The 20,017-nt window shown below is 35.9% G+C and carries 20 protein-coding genes; 2 read left to right on the forward strand and 18 right to left on the reverse strand.

All coding sequences use genetic code 11. The annotated features are described in order from the left end of the window. From OPR21_RS04220 to OPR21_RS04240, 5 genes are all read right to left on the reverse strand, one after another. A complete protein-coding gene (locus OPR21_RS04220; protein ID WP_265030258.1) occupies nucleotides 1-1,830 on the reverse strand; it encodes a phage terminase large subunit family protein in 1,830 nt (609 codons plus the stop codon). Continuing rightward, on the reverse strand, nucleotides 1,827-3,305 hold the full coding sequence (locus OPR21_RS04225; protein ID WP_265030259.1) for an ankyrin repeat domain-containing protein: 1,479 nt from the start codon (nucleotides 3,303-3,305) through the stop codon (nucleotides 1,827-1,829). Before OPR21_RS04225 ends, OPR21_RS04220 begins: the two co-directional genes overlap by 4 nt. Nucleotides 3,306-3,324: 19 nt before the next feature. Continuing rightward, nucleotides 3,325-3,810: a hypothetical protein gene (locus OPR21_RS04230; protein ID WP_265030260.1), complete on the reverse strand. Its 486-nt coding sequence runs from the start codon at nucleotides 3,808-3,810 to the stop codon at nucleotides 3,325-3,327. 28 nt (nucleotides 3,811-3,838) lie between these two features. Continuing rightward, complete coding sequence (locus tag OPR21_RS04235) at nucleotides 3,839-5,044, reverse strand: DNA modification methylase (protein WP_265030261.1); 1,206 nt, start codon at nucleotides 5,042-5,044, stop codon at nucleotides 3,839-3,841. A 108-nt stretch (nucleotides 5,045-5,152) separates the two neighbouring features. Continuing rightward, the gene (locus OPR21_RS04240) at nucleotides 5,153-5,620 is read right to left on the reverse strand and encodes a crossover junction endodeoxyribonuclease RuvC (protein WP_265030262.1); all 468 of its coding nucleotides are present in this window, start codon (nucleotides 5,618-5,620) and stop codon (nucleotides 5,153-5,155) included. Between the two features lie 217 nt (nucleotides 5,621-5,837). Between OPR21_RS04240 and OPR21_RS04245 the strand changes: the two genes are divergently transcribed. Together OPR21_RS04245 and OPR21_RS04250 are read left to right on the forward strand one after the other, a co-directional pair. Then, entirely contained in the window at nucleotides 5,838-7,070 is a 1,233-nt protein-coding gene (locus tag OPR21_RS04245) for a hypothetical protein (protein ID WP_265030263.1), read from the forward strand. After that, a complete protein-coding gene (locus OPR21_RS04250; RefSeq protein ID WP_265030264.1) occupies nucleotides 7,036-7,776 on the forward strand; it encodes a hypothetical protein in 741 nt (246 codons plus the stop codon). Before OPR21_RS04245 ends, OPR21_RS04250 begins: the two co-directional genes overlap by 35 nt. Here OPR21_RS04250 and OPR21_RS04255 read toward each other — a convergent pair. From OPR21_RS04255 to OPR21_RS04315, 13 genes are all read right to left on the reverse strand, one after another. After that, complete coding sequence (locus tag OPR21_RS04255; protein ID WP_174515809.1) at nucleotides 7,742-9,088, reverse strand: IS110 family RNA-guided transposase; 1,347 nt, start codon at nucleotides 9,086-9,088, stop codon at nucleotides 7,742-7,744. The two genes, OPR21_RS04250 and OPR21_RS04255, sit on opposite strands and share 35 nt — an antisense overlap. 210 nt (nucleotides 9,089-9,298) lie before the next feature. Further along, nucleotides 9,299-9,697: a hypothetical protein gene (locus OPR21_RS04260; RefSeq protein ID WP_265030265.1), complete on the reverse strand. Its 399-nt coding sequence runs from the start codon at nucleotides 9,695-9,697 to the stop codon at nucleotides 9,299-9,301. Further along, entirely contained in the window at nucleotides 9,694-9,873 is a 180-nt protein-coding gene (locus OPR21_RS04265) for a tail protein X (RefSeq protein WP_265030266.1), read from the reverse strand. Before OPR21_RS04265 ends, OPR21_RS04260 begins: the two co-directional genes overlap by 4 nt. Before the next feature lie 26 nt (nucleotides 9,874-9,899). Continuing rightward, a complete protein-coding gene (locus tag OPR21_RS04270) occupies nucleotides 9,900-10,247 on the reverse strand; it encodes a phage tail protein (protein WP_265030267.1) in 348 nt (115 codons plus the stop codon). Then, a complete protein-coding gene (locus OPR21_RS04275) occupies nucleotides 10,247-12,538 on the reverse strand; it encodes a phage tail tape measure protein (RefSeq protein ID WP_265030268.1) in 2,292 nt (763 codons plus the stop codon). Before OPR21_RS04275 ends, OPR21_RS04270 begins: the two co-directional genes overlap by 1 nt. Nucleotides 12,539-12,647: 109 nt before the next feature. Continuing rightward, a complete protein-coding gene (locus tag OPR21_RS04280) occupies nucleotides 12,648-12,917 on the reverse strand; it encodes a phage tail assembly protein (RefSeq protein WP_265030269.1) in 270 nt (89 codons plus the stop codon). Nucleotides 12,918-13,023: 106 nt separating this feature from the next. After that, a complete protein-coding gene (gene ltrA, locus OPR21_RS04285) occupies nucleotides 13,024-14,328 on the reverse strand; it encodes a group II intron reverse transcriptase/maturase (protein ID WP_017531706.1) in 1,305 nt (434 codons plus the stop codon). A 582-nt stretch (nucleotides 14,329-14,910) separates the two neighbouring features. Then, nucleotides 14,911-15,417: a phage major tail tube protein gene (locus tag OPR21_RS04290; RefSeq protein ID WP_265030270.1), complete on the reverse strand. Its 507-nt coding sequence runs from the start codon at nucleotides 15,415-15,417 to the stop codon at nucleotides 14,911-14,913. Between the two features lie 15 nt (nucleotides 15,418-15,432). Continuing rightward, on the reverse strand, nucleotides 15,433-16,614 hold the full coding sequence (locus tag OPR21_RS04295; RefSeq protein WP_265030271.1) for a phage tail sheath subtilisin-like domain-containing protein: 1,182 nt from the start codon (nucleotides 16,612-16,614) through the stop codon (nucleotides 15,433-15,435). Then, complete coding sequence (locus OPR21_RS04300; RefSeq protein ID WP_265030272.1) at nucleotides 16,607-17,158, reverse strand: hypothetical protein; 552 nt, start codon at nucleotides 17,156-17,158, stop codon at nucleotides 16,607-16,609. The genes OPR21_RS04295 and OPR21_RS04300 overlap by 8 nt, the downstream gene beginning before the upstream one ends. 24 nt (nucleotides 17,159-17,182) lie before the next feature. Next, the gene (locus tag OPR21_RS04305; RefSeq protein ID WP_265030273.1) at nucleotides 17,183-18,631 is read right to left on the reverse strand and encodes a hypothetical protein; all 1,449 of its coding nucleotides are present in this window, start codon (nucleotides 18,629-18,631) and stop codon (nucleotides 17,183-17,185) included. Further along, the gene (locus OPR21_RS04310; protein WP_015589010.1) at nucleotides 18,628-18,822 is read right to left on the reverse strand and encodes a hypothetical protein; all 195 of its coding nucleotides are present in this window, start codon (nucleotides 18,820-18,822) and stop codon (nucleotides 18,628-18,630) included. Before OPR21_RS04310 ends, OPR21_RS04305 begins: the two co-directional genes overlap by 4 nt. Nucleotides 18,823-18,826: 4 nt before the next feature. Beyond that, a complete protein-coding gene (locus tag OPR21_RS04315) occupies nucleotides 18,827-20,011 on the reverse strand; it encodes a hypothetical protein (RefSeq protein ID WP_265030274.1) in 1,185 nt (394 codons plus the stop codon). Nucleotides 20,012-20,017 lie beyond the last annotated feature (6 nt).

Genomic DNA, 20,017 nt, shown 5'->3' on the forward strand with positions numbered 1-20,017 from the left:
TTACTTCTCATTCAACCATTTGCTTTGTCTCACTTTTTTAGGTTTTTTGCTTTCTGGCTTTTCACTTAAACTATTCCATTTACTCTCTGGCCAACGATCGATTCCAAGCGCAATAGATGCTGCTCTTGCGTAAATTCGGCAGTCTAGCACTTCATTTCTTTCTCTTACCTTTTGCCACTCCTGTTTGGTGTATCCTTTTACTACCTTGCTGACTAATTGCTCTGCTGTTAGCTGCTTAAAATATTCAGGTGCATACTCAGGAAAATGACAATATCCAGGTAGAGCTTTTCCTTCTTCTTCTTTGAAAATATTAAGTAATTGAAAAAGCTCTGACTTTAATATTGATACTCCTACTGGCCAGAGCTTTATTCCTCTCTTTAGCTTTTGACCACCAACTGTTACATCTACTCTACTTGGGCTGCTAAGTGGCACTAGGGCTTTATTTACACCTTTGACTGCCATTACTCTTCCAGATCCTTGATGACCTCTTACCCAGTTATATACTTCTTGCGTTGCATATCCAGCATCTACTGCCATCATGCTTATCATGTATTCAAGACCATTTTCACCGATAAAATGATGATTGAGGAGCTCCGAAAGCTTTCCCCATACTTCTCCTCCTCCAGTATCTCCTTCAAATACTCGGTAGTCTATTGACCAACTTTCACGACTTTTTCCCCATGCTACAACTTCCACCTCTAGACGATCTTTTTGGACATCTACTCCTGCAGTAAGTACCACTTCTCTCCTTGGTACTGTGCCAATCTGAAAAAATTCTCTCCTGTTAAATAATTGCTTCCAGTCTGGTACTTCTCCTTTATCTACCCAGGTTTCTCCAAGTGTAGTATTTATCCAAACCTTCAGTAATTGTTCACTTTCTTTTGCATGGAGAAAATCTTCTACTGCTTGTTGCCAACTATACCACCCAACTGGACTATAAAGACTTGAAAGATGAAATCCTTTTTTCTCACCTTTCATTGGATTTGTAGCTCTCCATTCTCCACGTTCAAGCATCTCTGTCTTTTGATGATTTTCTATCTTTTCACCACATTCTATACATATATAGTGTGCTGTACTTGGATTTTTATCTTCCCATTTTATTTGTGACCATTTTAGAACTTGATAGTAATTACAATACGGACAGGGAACAAAAAAATATCTCTTATCTGTTGCTTCAAATTCTTTCTCAATTCTGCTTATTCCATGAACCGTTGGTGTCGATACTAAAAAAATCTTTCGCCTTGCAAATGTATTAGTTCGAGCAATACTGAGCAGTACTGGATCTCCTTCTCCTCCTGAATCTCCTGGGTAGGCATCTATTTCATCAAGAAAGAGATATTTTGCTGGCATAGATCTCAGTCCTACACTACTATTCGCTCCAGTTATTACTACTATTCCACCTGGAAACTCCTTACTTTGTACAGTATTCCCTGAATCTCTTGACCTTGGGTCTTTTACTTTACTTTTTAAACATGGTGTACTCTCTATTAACGGTGCAAATCTTCCCTTCGACCAACGTTTTCCCATTTCAACTGTTGGCTGTACTACTAGCATTGGCCCTGGTGTTTGATCTATGATATAGCCAATCCAATTATTTCCTGCTTCTGTTCCTCCAATCTGCGCTCCTTTCATGAATACTACTTTTTCTGCTGGTGAGGACGGAGAAAGTGAATCCATTATTTCTTTTAAATAAGGAGTTCTTTCTGTTCTCCATTTACCTGGCTCTGATGCTGCAGTTGGCGCTAAAACTCGATACTCATTCGCCCACTCTGATACTTTAAGCTCTGGATCTGGTTTTAAACCTTCAGAAAAAGATGTGGCGTATATCATTGTCTGCATCTACTCATAATTGGTTCTATCTCAATATTGTTAACAGTAGAGTTTATTCCTCCACACTCCTCCAATTCCATAAACATCTTTTTCTGAAATTCGTTTTCTATATATCTTTTGCTCATCTCACTTATCATTAGTGCTATAACAAGCGCAAATACCCCTGTTATTGTTGCAAAAATGATTGCACTGCTTATTGTTGTTGCTGTTAAACCTATACATACCGCTATTGCTACTGCACTTACTGAGGTAAAAACACAGATCACATTGTTGTATTTTCTTACTTTTGCATCTCTATGTTCTATACACCTATAATAAACTGGTACAGACTTGCCTATCTCGTCTGGTAATTTGATGCTCTTTTCTTTAAATAAAGTTTTTAGCAATTCTAAATTATTTGACTTGATTGCTAAGTGCAGAACATGTGTATAATTTGCTCCTTTTTTCAGCAATAACTTTACTACATGTAAATGCCCTTTTTCCGCAGCAAGGTAAATCGGTGATAGACCTTTATTATTTACAATATCAATATTGATTTCTTCTTTTAAAATTGCATCTACAATCTCAATTTCTCCTCTTTGTGCAGCTAAATGGAGTAGACTATTCTTTTCAGAACCGTATTTATTACTCATCAAAGCCTTCTTTATCTCAGGTTTAGCGTAATCAAATGGTGTTTTACCGCTATCGTCTTTTACCAGAGGGTCTATATCTTCTCGCGTTAGTAAAACTTCTATTGTTTTCAGTCTTTCAGCATAATGTAGTGGTGTTTTATTTTCGTAGTCTTGCAAATTGACTTGAGCATTAGGCTCCTTTATTAAGGATTTGAGGATATCAAGACATAAGTCTCTTTCATCGTAATTAGCATTACTTACAGCTATATGCACAGGTGACAATTTCATTGAGTTTTGTCCCATTCGTGCACTATTCACATCTGCTCCAAGCTTCAGCAGTAACTTTACTATCTCCAACTTTTTATTATTAACTGCATAGTGCATTGGTGTCTGATTTCGTGCATCAAAGACATCTATTTCAGCTTTTCCTTCTCTTATCAAAATCTTTACAACTTCTGCATGTCCTATGCCTGCTGCTAGATGTAATGGAGTATGGTGCAAAGCATTTCGTACATTAACGTCAATACCTTTTCCTATCAAATATCTAACTGCATTAACTTCACCTATCATTGCAGCTAAATGAAGTAAGCTATCTTGTTCTGACCCGTACTTGTTATTAATTAGCGCTTGTAATATTTCTGCTTTTTTCCCTTCTTTGGCGTAATCAAGAGATGTTTTACCTTCATTATCTTCCACAAAAGGATTAATATTCTTCTTCGTGAGTAACAAATCCACCATGCTTAATTCATCAAACTCTATAGCGCAATGCAGTGGAGTTTTTCCGTTTAACCCTCTGACATTAACATCTAATCCAGGTTGATTAATGAGGCATTTTATTAACTCTAAACTTAAGTTATCAGCCATTTTATATTCAAAATCTTTTTTATATTTGAAATTTAGTATTAGATAATTCTTGTAATGAGTTTGTAATCTCCTCAGTTAGCGCCATATGAATCTTTTCAGTGTCACTCAGTGATGCAAGTAGTGCTGAAACTCTATTTGGAATATTAAGCAGATTATTACGGACAACTCTTGCTACATTAAATGCATCGCGCTTTACTTCCTCTACTGCTACAAGTTCACCAATCTCAGCTTTTGCCTTTGCCTCAAGTAGTTTACCTCGTTCCATTTCATTTTTTATTCGCGTTTTTAGCAACATTGTGGAAAGGTTACTTGTATTTTCGTTTTCTGGATTTTTCCTCCTCAGTGGCTGACTTGGATCTCTTATTGCTGCCACCGCTTCATTTGCTTGTTCTCTATTGATCAAACCATTCTCCAACTCAACTATTCCTTTCTTTACTAAATAACAGACATATTGCTTTGATACTCCTATCTCTCTTGCCCATTCCGTCTGCGTGATTTTTTCCACTCTTTTCCTCCACTTTTTTTGCTCCTTTTTACGAATTTTCTTCTTGAATTTCTGCAAAAGTTTTACCAGTACTGGCTAAAAGGGCATCTCTTCCGGTATATATTTGCCAACGTTTTATGGTTACATCTACAAATTTTGAATCTAGCTCTATTGTTCTGCAGATTCTTCCTGTTCTCTCACATGCAATCAATGTGCTGCCAGAACCACTAAATGGATCAAGTACAGTATCCCCAGGTCTACTGCTATTAACTATTGCTCTCTCCATTAGCTCTACTGGCTTCATTGTTGGGTGCAGTGAGTTATGTATTGGCTTATCATAAAACCACAGATCACTTTGATTTCTTCCTCCATGCCACTCACGTTTATTGCCGCTTTTCCATCCATAGAGCATTGCTTCGTATTGTCTTTGATAATCTGATCTGCCTAGCGTAAAGTGATTCTTTGCCCAAATGATAAATGTTGACCATTTTCCTCCTGCCTCCTCAAATGCTTTTTGCAACGTTGAAAACTCTGATGATGATATGCAAATGTAAATTGCACCTTTCGTATATGCTAAAATATGGGAACAGATATCGTAGAGAAAAAGTTCGTACTTTTCACCTTGATTATCGTTTAATATTTTTTTATCTTGGCTACCACCATAATCAACATTATATGGAGGATCACAAACAGTAATGTCTGCCATTTTATCATCTAACAGCGCTTTATATGATTCAACTACAGAGCTATCACCACAATAGATTCTATGATCACCTAAAATCCAAAGATCACCTGGTTTTGTTACTTTTTTGTCATCAATAGCTAAGTCAGAAAAATCTTCTTTTTCACCATTAAAATCATCGAGAAATCGTTGAACTTTTTCTAATTCAAATCCAGTCATTTTAAGATCAAACTGTAAATCTTCTAACTCTTGAATTTCTACCTTTAAAAGATCATCATCCCACTTTGCCCAATTAGCTGACTGATTCGCCAGTAACCGAAAAGCTTTAGTTTGTGGTTCATTTAAATTATCACTTAAGACCACTGGAATACTCTCCATACCAAGTTTTCTTGCTGCTTTAAGTCTTAAATGACCATCAACCACAGTTCCATCGCTTTTTGCAACTATTGGTATACGAAAGCCAAATTCCCGAATAGAAGCACACATTCTATTTACTACGTCATCATTTTTACGAGGATTACGATCATATTCAACTAGGTTTCGAGTAGGATAGTAGTGGATTGCTAAATTCATATAATTGCTATACTAATTAAAAAGTTAATATTCAAAATATCTCTGACGCTAAAGAAGGCCTGGGGTCAGCACCACCAAACCCGCCAGTATGGCCGAAAGGACCCACTTTTACGGTATTTTTAATATGTTAAAATCTTTACTAAGATTCATAACGTAGAACATTAATGCCAAAGCATCTGCTTGATTATCATCTCTAGGTGAAAAACCTTTTTCACGTATCGCTTCAATAACTTCACTCTTACTTGCATTACCTTTGCCTGCTATAAAGCGTTTTATAGTTTTAACATTAACACCTTGGTAGGGAATATTGTTCTCTTCACACCAAGCAGATAGAACGGCAAGAAAACCACCGTAGCAATGCGCTGCATCAGTTCCTAGATGTCTTCTTACTTCCTCAAAATACACTGCAGTGAACTCATGTTTCAAAGAATTAAGCCAATTGTGAAAACTTAAAAAACACATTCCACCTCCACTGAAACGGCTACCATGAAAACTTTTGCTTCCACTTTCAATTACTCCATCTGTAAGAATTGCCCAGCCTGTTTGTTTGCCGAGGTCCAGTGTTAGGATTGACATTTATATTCAGAATTTGTTTCGCTAGAGTGCTATATAATATATATTCAGGATTTGAAAAATTTTTGTCCAAAAAATCTTCTTCTTAAGCAAACTTTTTAGAAAAAACTTGGTTAAAAATCAGTAAACAGCCATTGCATAATTACTGGTCAAGACTTTCAGATTTCTATCTTAACTATTTAAGTAGTCTATTATGTTATTATGGTGTGGTTAGTTTCTTATGAACATTTATCCAAATCGTAAATTTTGGGAAGATGATTTAGAAGTCCATGTTAACCATTTGCTTGATCGTTTTCACAATACAAAAATACGTCAGTCTTGGATAGATTCACTTTCTGGTAAGCAATTAAATATTATTTTTCAAAACTCCTTTAAAGATAAATTAAATGCTCAACTCTTTGATGATGAAAGTTACGATAATACATCTGTACAATACAAACGTAAAGTGATTGCTAATTATTCCGATTCTCTCGTTACTTACTACTTGATTACCTGTTTTGACCGTGCAAAACTAGAAGTTACTGTCAGTGAAATTGCAAGATCTGCATTAACTACAGAACTCATGAAATCCTACCTTGTAAAAAATAATAATAAATATGATAAGAAGTCTTTGCTGTTTCTACTGTTTCATGCAGATTACAATCTTTTAAAGTCTGTCTATCACTTTGAAAAAATACAAAGAAAGAGTTTCATGTCTTTTGCCTTACAAAAAATACCAAGACGACCAAGTACTCCATTTAAGGACTTTATCTCAGAGGAAATCATACAACAAATACTGAAAGAAGATAACATTAAGAGAAATGACAGTTTCGAGAATCAACTACAAGGTTTCTTCTATCATCAGAATCGTTTATATGTGTTAATACGCAAAGCTAGCGATATAGATTTGTTGTTAAATTCAAACAAAGTCATTCATGGCCATAAGGCAGAGTGGATGATTTTGGATTTTCTACTAAATGGCACTCAGGTAGATCTTGGTGCTAGAAATATCGATCAAGCTATAGAAATAGCAAATAGCATTGCAAGTTGTTACTTTGGCTGCAAATGTATTTTTGTAGATGTGCAGGATAAAAACTTCGCGGAACAGGTGCATAAATTTATAGAAACTTGTATTAATGAATCTGATTCAAATATTCGTGTTTTTGAGTTAAAGTTTCAGTCAAATCGTTTCAATTACAGCTATACTAATATCACTTTGACTGTTGCTCCATATGATCCTATTGCACCGGAATTGCATGTTTTAAAGCCATTTGTAGGAGACATAGTGCCATTGATAGAGTCGATTAAAGTAATATTTCAAGGCAAAAAGATAGGCTTATTTTTCAAGCGAAGTGATAAGTATATAGCAATTTACTACTCTGAACATCCTCTGAATAAAAGGGAAAGAGAGGATTTTAAAGCATACATAAAACAATTTTATGGTCTTACAATCTTGCCAAGAGCAAATCTCTGATCTTCTTAATTCTGGCAGCTCTTGGGTTAACCCAAATCAAAATTACATCAAAGCAGCAAGGTATTTGTCAGATCTTAAATTAATTCAGATGCAAGAGAGGTCTTACATTATCTGCTCTCGTAGACAAGATAAATTAGATTGGCCAAATATAGTTGATCCATACTGTAACAATGAGATTTTCATTGATGAGGACTTTAACGAAGCATGCGATAACATAATTTGTGAAAATTGCAACCGTGATATTTTACCTAATACCTACAAGAAGCAAAGATTTCATCGCTTATCTGTATATTTAAACCCAGAGAAAATCATGCATTGGTTTGAAGGTCAGCTAAGTAATACGCATTTCATGTGGCAAAAGGTGGAAAGAGGAGTTTATCATGTTGGTGACCAAGGTCAATTTGTAAATCTCATTGTTCTTGATTTTTGCACCAATCCAACATTCTTAACGATAGATAAGCTTAAAGCTAATCCAACTGTATTAATAATACTGAGAAAAAATCCATCAAACATACCTCTTGATTTGCCCATAGTAAAAATGGTTGACCTTTTCTTTCAGCATAAGACTTTAATTGAAGTATTCCAAGAAGCAGCACAAAGAGGAGTACTAGAGTTCATACCAAATACTTCAATGCAAATCTTACATACTGCACTTAATCTAATTGAACCTTCTAAGAAACTCTTTCTGCTAGTAGCTCTTTTTTAATCAAGACATAACCAAATTCACTAGCTTTTTTGCTTAGAGTCTTCACTATTTTTTCCTTATATAACTTTTCATAGTAATCAATGCCCTTCTCTACATATTCCTGTCCATACTTTAGCATACTATAAAAAATGCACGCCAATTTCCTAGCCGTAGCGGTAATCGCTTTCGGTGCTCCTAGTCGTTTTTTTAACCTTCTGCAATATGCACCAATCCCACTGTTGCTTCTTGACACACACTGGGCAGCCATCCTAAAAGCATTTGCAGCACGAGCAATAACTTTGCGAGTTCTCGTCCCAAATACTTTTTCCCCTGTAACTTTATTAGCAGGACTTAGCCCCAACCAAGAAGTAAAGTGCTTCTCTGATGGCCATTTATCGTGGTTCAAACCAACTTCTGAGATAATTGTTTGTATAGTTAGCACATCAAGCCCAGGAACTTTAGTAAAATCAATACCGGTTACTCTATACAGTTCTTCGTGTAAAGGAAAGTCTGGTCTGTTTTTTGAAAACCTATTCTTTATTTTGCTGCATCGCTTATTCTCGTCAGATTTTGTTTCAAATGTTTTGTAATATTGTTCGATGCTTTTGTCGCATTCTGCTATTTTTTCCTGATAAATATTATACAATTCAAATTCTTGCTTTAACACAAATAAGAGTTCCTTTCTGTAGTCGCCTTTTAGCGCTTTTGCCATGGTAGATCTATCATTTCTTATCCGTACATCTCTCAATTCTGATAATTTTTCAGGATTCCTTTCACCTTCAATTATTGCTTTGATAATTTGCATACCGGTCACTCCAGTAATATCACTTATGACTTTGTGTAATTGAACGTTCATTTGAATTAACGCTTTTTGCATACGTAGAATATGTGTGGATGCACTTTCAATCAGGTTGCTACGTTGCCTAACGTAATTACGCAACACACACATTTGATCATCAGGTCTAAACGACCCATGGAGTAATCCATAGCTGTGTAATTGTTGTAACCATTGACAGTCTTGAACGTCGGATTTTCTACCAGGCACGTTCTTAATATATCGTGCATTTACCAATTTTACCTCAAATCCATATGACTCAAGTATTTGAAACAAAGGAATCCAATATACTCCTGTTGATTCCATAGCTACTGTTCTAACTTTACATTTCTTTAACCACCCTGCTAAGTTATGAAGATCAACTGTAAAGCATCCAAATTTTTTGACACGTTGTTCATCTCTTCCTTCAGGTACACATACATAATGTACAGCTGAGCCGATATCAATTCCTGCTGTATCAGGATTCACTATTTCTAGTTTACTTTTTGCCTTTATCATGGTAATTATCCTACTATAACTTATAATGGAGAAGCACTTAAGCTTGGGACGGTTAGATTATACAATCTTCTAATCGAGGTAGTCATAATAGACTCCATCAGTGGTTTAACCGTTCCTCCAAAACCACGCTCCTAAACGGGCACTTAAGCACCATTGATCAGTCGGTTATAACTGCAGAAGTACTTCTTGATAAATTATATATAAAAATTGCTATGGAAGTGAAGAAATAGTTTCTTTCCGGTTTAACAAGATTTTTTTCTTGTTCGACGCTCCTAAGGTAATGTCCTTCCATTCCTTTGATTTTCTTTCCTTTAATGATCCTCTTAAACTTGCAGCATCACATTTTATTCTTAAAGTTTGTGGTGGACTTTGTATTGTAATTTGATTTGCCTTATATACTCCCATAGGTAGTAAACCTGTTTCTTTGTATCCGAGAAAAATTTGTAAATTACCCTTAAGTTCTAAAGCGCTAGAGCTATAACTAATATATATCTCGGCTTCGTCACTTGTAGTACCGGATCCATCAGTAACACGTAGTAATATTAAACCCTTTTTTAAAACCTCTGTTACTGGGTTATTTTTTGCTACTATATCAAAGTCTGGCGTCATTCATCTAAAATATTTATGACAGATTCTTTCGATATTTTCTGAATTTTAGGAAGCTTAATCTTTAATCCAGCGGGCAAAAAGCTTGCGTATTCTGCAAGTCCTGGATTTTCAAGCAATACTTCCTCCACTGCTCCACTACTGTATCCATAATGTTTCCAGCAAATGTAATCCAACATTTCGTTTTCTTTAGTGTAATAATAAATCACTTGCTGTAACTTTTTAACTTCAAAATAAACTCAACTTTTCTTGGTTTTCCATCAGGAAAAAATAATATCTGTTTTTCTTCTACATTAGTAATGACAAAATTCCCAAGTACATTTCCTGAATTATCAACCAGAACGTGTGGTTCTTTAGTATCACGTATATTTTTTAGCTGTTCTAAGCCATTACTCTGATAACGTGGATAAATTACTCCTGTCAAATCAATACATTCAATTCCTGAGCCAATGTTTTGTAGCGACGTTTTTTCAATACATTCAATTGTATACCACCTTTCTTCTTTAATGTATCTTAGGCTTGTTAGTTCAAGCTTACATTTCCCAAGCAACATTAATGCAACTCTTCAACTATATCAAAAAGTGCTCCACGTGCTTGTTCTCTAAACCTTTCTATTACTGCATCAGCAACACTGCGCACATCTTCAGACTTAATGTTGATATTAAACGTTTGATAGAATGCTTGGTTATATACTTTCGATTCCCTATTTTCATATCTACTTTTCTTGAATGCTTTCTCAACTTCTTCTTGTTCTATAGCTCTTTTTTCTTCTATAACACTTTTAATTTTAAAATTCTCAAAATTGCTTTTGCTATTTTCTGAAAATTGTTTAATAGCACTATTATTTGTCAATGAGGTTCCGTTACTGAAAATGCTATTTTTAGAAAGCTCATTAACAACATTTCCATTATTTTCAAATTTTCTAATCGGACTATTCTCAGCAAATATACTACTTACTGTATTTCCCATCCATGAAAGAGCTTCTCCTATAGGTTTAATGAGTGATTTCCAAAAGCTAGAGAAAAAGTCTTTCACTTTTTGCCAGTTAGTGATAACAAGAGCTGCACCAGTGACAAGACTTGCTACTAAAAGTCCAATCGGGTTACTCATTACAGCAAACGTTATTGCTCTTAGTCCTGTTATTACTGCAGGAAAAACTGTAGCTGATAAAAATGAAAATACTCCAAGTAGGTTTGCTTTCAGACCAAAAATCGTACTTCCTAGCAATGTAAATCCGTATCCTAGTCCTACTGCTGCAATTTTTAAACTTATCAAAGCTGCTAAAGTACTCATGATTGCCGTAGTTAAAGTTGGATGTTTTTCTGCAAAAGAAGCTATACGCTCTGTTATTGTTTTCAAACTTCCAGCTACATAATTTAAAGTAGGTAACATTACTGACCCTAGATTCATTCCAGCTTCAAATACTGCATTTTTAAGTAATTGTAATTTATTAGCTGTAGTATTTGCCCGATTGTTAAATTCGTCCTGCATTGAAGCGTTATATTTTTCTTTATCAGCTAAATGTTCAATAGCTTTCTTGTAAATGTCTAAGCTTCCTACTAAAAGAGCAATGTCATCTTGAAACCCAGCACCAAATAGATTCATAAGAATACCGGCACGCTCTTGATCATCTATTTCTTTTAAAGTTTCAAGAAATTGCAATATTGCCTCTTGAGGATTTTTTTTAATGGTTTGTTCAAGCTCTTCTATACTTGTTCCCATCTCATCTAATGCATCATGAAATTCAGGACTTTGCTCTCTTGCAGTCTGTAGTTTACTAAGAAAGTTATTTATAGCAGTTGCTGCTTTTTCAGGTTGTTTACCTAAGCTTATGAACGCACTTGCTAAGCTACTTGCTTGATCAATTTCTAAACCAAACTGTTTAGCATTACCACCAATTCTATTCAGTGTAAGAACCATTTCCTTAGCTTTGGCAGCAGTATTATCTGAAAGATGGTTTATTATGTTACCTACATTTTCCATACCATCAACTTTAATTCCATAGACATTGGATATTTTCGCAATAGCATTACCAGCTTCTTCTGAAGACATGTCAAACGCTGTGGTCATTTTAGCAACTACTGTTGTAAACTTCATAAGATCATCTTTGTCAATACCAAGTTGACCACCACTTGCAGCTATTTGTGCTAATTCTGCAGCTGACAAGGGTATTTCACGAGATAATTTCTTTAATTCTTTAGCAAACTTTGATGCTTCATCTTTAGTATCATTTTGCACAAATTTTACTACTTTTTTTACATCAGCCATAGCACTTTCAAAATCAATCGCAACCTTGATCGGAGCTGCAAGCGAAAGACCTAGTCCAATAGTCTCTATAATTTGTGACTTAAAATGTGCTTTGCTTGCTAAAAAACTTTGGTGATTACGTATTGCAGACCCAAGCTTACCATACTTACCTTTTAGCGCTTCAACAGATGAGCCAAGTTTATATTGATTACTTACTAATGACTTAATATTTCTTCCACTTTTTCTTACTTCTTCATTAAATGAATGCAAAGCATCTCTCTTTTTCAAATATGCTTCTTTTGCTTTTGTTGCGGAGGTTTTGGCCTTGTCAAATTCTGCTTTTAAAGTTTTGCTTGGTTTCTCTATCGCTTTCATTTGTTTAGCTAAAGATTTTACTTGATCTTCAAAGCCTTTCCATGACCTCTTGCTAGTCAAAACATCATGACCTAACTGCTTAAACTTTGATACTGATTTTAAAGATGAGTCAAGCTTTCTTATATTCTCACCAAGATGAGTAAGTTGACTGCTACTTCCTTTTATTACAGTACTGAAACTGCCATCTAGGACTGCTCCAATTTTTATAGATAACGTTGACATTGTACCTTCCTCGCTGCTTCATTCCATAGGATAAATTCATTAATTTCCATTTCAAGTATTTGCTCAACCCCGCCCCCTACAACAGAGCTGAACATTAATACTTCTGACCTCAAGTCCTTTGAATAACTGGTGAAAAAAAATCCTTTAATACCTCTTGCACTTTCACATAATCAGCAATATCTAACTCTTCAATCGCTTCTTTTGCAACTGATGTCAAATTGGCAGTCAAAGTTACTTCCTTACTTAGATCACTACCATTAAGTCTCTCAATAGCTAGATAATCTCTAACTTTTGGACGTCTAACGGTAAGTTCTGAGACAGAAATACCATCAACTGTTATTGGGTTGTTTAGTGTTATAGTTTGTTTGGTAGAAGTCATAGTTTTAAATCCTCCTGATTAAGTTTTATCGCTATGACTCCCCCACCAGAACCGTGCTTGCAGCTTTCCCGCACACGGCTCCACAATGTAGTATTCACAGCATTTCCTATTTTGTATATAATGAGTAGCATATTCTTGGTTTTGGTAATGGATTAACTTGTAGATAGTGTATAAATTGCTTTGAATTCATACTCTTCTTCTGACTACGTCGGTTTATCCATTTATACGCTAGCTTGATTACCCGCCAGAAGAATTTATTCAACCACCGGTAATTTCCGCTAACTCCGAAGTAGTTATAGTGTCCTGTTAGTTTTGCTTTAAGTATTGACCACCAATCTTTAAGGTGAACTTTATTTCGGATCTTTTTCACCCATTCTTTGATTTCTTTAAGTTTTCTAGATAGATTTTCTTTCGAGGTTTTATGACCTACCATTACTCTACCTTTACGACTCCTTGTACCATAATGGGTGAATCCTAGAAAGTTGAAACTTTCCGTTTTTCGTTTCTCCCTTATTCCTTGTTGCCACTCCTTTTTGCCAAACTTTACTATTCTTGTTTTGTCTTCAGATATTTCCAGTCCAAATTTTCCTAGCCTTTGTTTCAGTGACTCTAAGAGTTCTCTAGCATCTTTTTCTCTTTCGCAGCAAATCAGGTGATCGTCTGCATACCTAACTAGCTCCATATAACCTTTAGATCTTAGCTTGAATTTCTTTTCAAACCACAAATCCAGCACATAATGCAAGTATATATTAGCTAGTATAGGACTTACTATTCCCCCCTGAGGTGTGCCTAGTTCAGTTGCTTCATAATGTCCTGCTTCGACTACTCCTGCCTTAAGAAATCGTTTTACTAACCACAGTATGTTTGGGTCTGTTATCCGTTCTCTCAAGCATCTCATTAGCCATTTGTGCTGGACATTATCAAAGAATTTCTTGATATCAACTTCTACTACATAGTTAGTTGGTCTGTACATAACTGCTTTATTTAGTGCATTTACCGCTTGATGACAGCTTCTACCAGGACGAAAACCATATGAGTTATCCAGAAAGTTAGCTTCATAAATATTTTCTAATATCTTCTTCAGCATTATCTGGACTAACTTATCTTCTGTTGACGGTACTCCAAGCCCGCGTTTCTCTTTGCTTCCAGCTTTTGGTATATATACTCTTTTCACTGGTTGCGGTTGATATCGCTTTCTTTTCATACTATCCACCAGAGTGTTGAGCTTCTCTTCAAGATTTTCTCCATAAGCTTCTACTGTCACCTGGTCTATACCGCATGCTTTGTTATGCTTTAGCTCTTTATAACATTCAGCAAGATTCTCTGCGTTTATCAGATGAATTAACGATGTAAATTTCAATCGTTTATCTTGCCTGGCTCTTACTGCTATCTGATTTAGTTTTCTTTGCACGTTATTCCAACCTCCGTTGTATTGGCATAGCAATTCCTAAACCAGTCACTATATTGCTGACCGCTTCCCCTTGTATGTGGCTTTCCCACACTCTGAGTACTATCAATCAGTCCGACTTCCTTTATATCTTCCGTCAGTACTCGCCTTTGTTGACTTGTTCCAACGTACCTTAATAGGAATACAAAGGATCTCCCAAGTTTACGTAAACTCCATCTCAACACGTGATACGGCCTCAGATCCCGATAGAGTGAGTGATAACTTGCCCTATTGTTACCCTTCTTGCTGTCTTCCACTATATGCAACGTGTCGACCTCTATGACATCGAGAATTTCGGGACTCAATACCTTCACTTTCGTTGTACCCTGTGTTGTCCATTCCACTAGCTTTACTACGCTCGTTACCTTACGCAGCATAGTGGTTTGTTCCAGCCTGCTGGCTAGGCTTTGCCTGGGTTGGATTTTCACCAACTGGACTTTACGCACTTTGCTTGGCGCACGCATAAAATTCTCCTATAAAAAATAAAATCTTGTAAAATGTTGTAACTATTTGATCAACATCTAAAAAATAGAATTCTAAAAATCTTCATATTCCAAGCACCGTTTGAAGTAGTGCCATCTGATCAACACCATTTATCTTTCTAATCATATTTTCAGCATCGATTTCTATTAATTCATTACCACCTATCGTAAGTTTGTAGTAATGGGCAGCTACAGTACACTTTAGAGTTGCTTTTTCAGCAGGTTTCCAGCTACCAAAGTCAAATTCTTTGAATATTCCCCTGAGATTGATTACTACAGCTTCAATATCGTTACTACCACTCCCTTGCATTCCACCACGGAGCGTCAAAGCTACTGAATTTCCATTTATCAACCCAAATAGCCGAAAGAGCTCTGTATCATATTCAGAAAAAGTGAAATCTGCTTCAAGCTTTTCCATGCCCATATCAATATTTATTGGAATATCCATACCACCAGCTCTGTATTCATCTGTTTTAATGGTGAGCTTCGGCAAGGTTATTTCATCTATTTTTCCTGCATAACCACGACCATCAACAAATACATTAAAATTCTTTAAAATCTTAGGTAGCATCTCTCTTTCTCCTTTTTACAATATTGTGCCACTCACAAGGTGTGACCTAAAAGTAATCTGTTCTGCCGGATACGGTGGTGTAAATTCAAAGTCAAAATATACTTTTCCACTTGCAATATTTATTGGCGTATTGAGTTCAGGTGTTGCATAACATTTTCCGCTGATAATAGCTCCTTGCGCTTTTAAATTGGCCAAATAAGAATTCACCCCCTCAATTACATCATCTATATAAGTTTTGGTAATATTGCGATCAACTGCCCATAGATGAGCTCGAAGTAAACTATCATTGATTAAATCTGCAGTACGCCTCACTGACAGAAAAGCCCATTTCGAATCATTTGAACATGTTCTATTTCCCCAAAGCCTATAGCCATTTTGATGAATTATCGTTGTTACCTCATTTTCATTTAAGTGGTTTGCTCTACAATTTGTATTACCGAGCGTAAAATCAATAGGCCTGCTTGTTCCAACAATACCGTTTATTTCTTTATTTGAAGGTGAATGCCAAAATCCTTGCTCACTATCTACTTTCGCTATTAAACCAGCTACAAACGGGCTAGACGGCAAAATTTCTTCTTTTCCTTCAATAAATACCTTTACCCAAGGATCAACTACGTAAACTCTGCTACTGCCTACACTTTTTCTCCATTTTATTACTTCTTCATCATTAGTATTTGGCCCATCTGCTACTATTATGCTTCTCAGCTTTTCTGCTATAGAAATTAATGCTGCAACTACTGGATTTTTGCCATCTTCTGGTAGTTGGTGAGTAAACTGAGGTGCAATTAATATTCTTGGGGCAACATGAACTATACTTTCACTGGTGAGGAATGCCTCTATCCCTTGATATTCTCCGGTTTCTTCATCAACACCGCCAATTATATTCTTCAGCGTCTCTTCTTCTTTTAATTTTGGATCACTGTTTTCACTTTCTTTAACTCGAATAACTACTACTGTTGCACCAATTTGGGACAATATTCCATTTACTGCGGAGGGCAAGGTTCCATTTTTGCCAAGTTTTGCCGCTTCTTTTGGGCTTCCTGCAACTAACACTGGTTTATTTAGCGGAAATTTTTGCTCATCTGCTTCAGGTGCAGTACCAATTACACCTATCACTGATGATTTAGCTGTACGTACTGTCTTTGCTCCTGAGGTTACCTCAATAACATTTACGCCATGTAAAAATTCTTCAGCCATTTCTTTGTATTTTTTTCCTGAAATCATCTAGCAAAGTCTGTAGCTCATTTTCACTTTTGGCTTCTTCAATCTTTCTTTTGGCTAAATCTTCAAGCTCTTCACATTTAATTATTGCTTTTACTGCTTTTTTCACTTTTTCCTCAATTATTCTTGCCATTTCAATAACCTTAATACCACGGACTTTTGCTAAAGGTTCTATAATTGCTTTATCCTTTTCATCCTGGTCTGCTAGAATGCTTTTTGCGGCTTCCGCTTGAATCTCATAAGATTTAGCTTTTTGGTGAGAATGACCTGCATATTGGTGAGTATGATTATCATAATAGAAACGCATACTATCAAATGCACAAAGCTTCGCATTATCCAGTAACTCCTTTTGTATATCTTCTTTAGTACGCTGAGCAATTTTTCCTCCCTCTGTTAAACAATAACTTTTTTGCCAATCAAAATCTTCTGGTGCTTCATACCAATCATTTCCGGTTGGCTTGCTTTCAAGTGTTGTTGTTTCTACTTGTTTATGGTTTTCAAAACGTATGTAAATGCTCACAGTTTTTCTCCCTCCCTATTTAATTTACTGCCAAATCTCACATGTACTAGATAACCCAGGACATTGCCACGCTCTTAATGTCCTTTCTACATCTATTTCAAGTCCCGTGGTTAGAAAATTGCTGCGAAAATTATATATTCCCCACTGAATAAATTGACCATAGATTGTGCTATACGTGTGCTCACTTGCAAAGAACTCAGGTGTCTCACCAACTCTTTCACCTTCTGAGTGAAGATTAGATGACGTATAAAGTAACACTGTAACGGTTTTTCCTGCTGGAATGAGTATGTTACCTGATGCAATAAATTCAGGACTGTTAATTTCATGCTGGTAAATACGTGTCCAAGTAATTCTCGAAATCTCTGACTTCCTTGTATTAGTTTTATCAGGTGTACCTATAAATAATCCTGCTCCTCCATAATTAACTTCATCTTTATACCACATTGCAGATCCAACAAAGTTTAGAGTTTTACTTATATCTACATTGCTTGTGTTTTTTACGAATATTACTCCCAATGCAGCATAAGGGTATTTCAGCATATTGAATTGCTCCGAAAATCCATCATACATGAATCTTGGGTATGATTCTCCGTAGATAAATGTACCTTTACTTCCTTCTAAAAAATTTAGTTGTCTTGGCCGATAAAAACTAACATAGCTTGTATCATATGTGTGAGTACCTGCTAGTAGTTGTAGCATATAGTCTGTTTTTGTTACATCACTACTCCACTGACCAAGCTCAGTTGTAAAAGTTCCGTGGCCAAAGTAATTATTTTTTCTACTTAGTACACCAAATAAAAAAGGTAATGCTCCAGATTCAATCATATGACGATTTCTTACTTCTTTCATGATTGATGAGCCACTTGGTACATCGTTTATGGAGTTAAGCTTGGTTGGTTCTCTGCTCCTTATTTCCTTCATAATTGATGAACCACTTGGCACATCATTCACAGCACGAAAGTTATCTACTAAACCCTTAAGACCATCTTTATGATCATTGCCAACACTATTTATTGCTGCAATATTGGCATTCTTTCTCGTATCAAGTAGCGATAAATTTGTTGTTCCTTTTTCATCAATTCTCTTTAATAACTGCTTCTCTGATTCAGAGATCACTGCTAAAGAACTAGCTTTTTTATTATCCAGATCAGTTAAGTGTTTTTTTGCACTATCAAGAAGTTCTTTTAGCTTACCATCTGTCATCTGCACAATTTCAGAAACTGCACTTTTGTCGACTATTGATTCCAATGCTTTAGCAAGATATGCTAATTGATCTGGTGTACTGTTTTCTGCTAAATCCTTAAGCCTCTTTTGTAGTGCATCAATTATCTCTTTTACCTCAGTCATCTGCACAATGTCAGCAATAGCTTTTTTATCTGCTATCAATTCCAGCGATTTTGCAAGATATGCCAGTTGATCAGGTGTGCTGTTTGCTGCTAAATCCTTTATCCTTTGGTATATTGCTTCTTTCATTTCCAAAAATTTAAAAAAGTCTCAAAATTAAACCGCTCAAAATTACTCTTAAGTTGATTATGCTCATCTTCTCTTTCGGTAATATCTTCATCTATTTTCTTAATTGTGGTACGGATACGAACAACATCTTGCACAGCAATGTTTTCTGGATGAGGCAAAGAGTATCCTCTACTTGTTTTATCATCTGACATTCTGCTAAGTGATAATGATTCGTAGATTTTTGACTTTTGGACGATAGACAACCGTTCCACTTAAAACCAATTTTATCCTTGTATCATTACCATTAAAATTTGATAGCACATGAGTTCTCTCTACCAAATTTTCTCCAATTGGTTTTCCTGATGTTAAATTTACTAATTGCCAATCCACGTTTTTTTGTACATATGCTTTAACATCTGCAGTGCCAGGTATCAGCGCATCATATGTTATGGTAATCTTAGTGTTAGCTCCTGCTGTAATGCTTCTTGTAACATAATCTCCGAACTCTGAAAGATTACCCAGAACTAGCTGTAACCCAGGATAGAGAACAGGACTTTTTTCTCGCCCTCCTTTTAGGCTTGCTTTTACCGTTAATTCCCCATTTATTCTTTCACGCAGCGCGAGCGGCAAATTATCAGATAGAAAATTTTCTTTTCCCTCTTCATCTGTCAGAATAAATTCTACATTGGTATCAAATGCTACTTTTTCGACGTTCGTCAAAACAATTAAATCTGATACATTATTTACAGTAACTTTGCCCAGGTCAACAACATAAGAAACTTCACTAAATTTTGCAGCTAGTAGTCGAAACGTTAAATCTAAATTTTGATGTGGAGTCCAGGTGCTTGCATTGCTAGATGACAGTAATACTCCTACTTGATATGGTTGACTTGTTACCCAACGGCTATTTACTGCATCATATTTGCCAAGTTCTGCTATCTTTACTGCAGTACCAGGATCATCAGTAAGCAGTACTATTGCATACTCTCGTTCTGCATGGCAAAACACTGGCGACCATTCTATACGTGTTGCTGTGCCATCTATCTTTATATCTTTTGGCTCAATATAACTTTCAGCAATGACAGTCTGCGAGGGCATTCCCACTGCTGTTTCTCTAATCTGCACAACAACACGTTTTTTGCCGCTATTTGTGAACCATAAGTCTAAACCCCCTATGTGCCTACTTTCACTTAGTGTAAATGTCTGGGCTAAAGGATCAACTCGTCTTGCTGCGATCACTCTTCTTCTTTCCTCTATGGTAATTGTTTTTTTACCAGTATAAGTTGCCTCTCCATAGCTTCCTTTATCCCCATAAAACTGTACTAATTTAGTACCTGCTGGAATATTTGCTGGGATTTTTATTTTTCCCTTTAATTTTCCCTGGTTGTTAGCTGTTATCATATTTTT

It is taken from the genome of Wolbachia endosymbiont (group A) of Philonthus cognatus, assembly GCF_947251755.1.
Lineage (GTDB): Bacteria > Pseudomonadota > Alphaproteobacteria > Rickettsiales > Anaplasmataceae > Wolbachia > Wolbachia pipientis.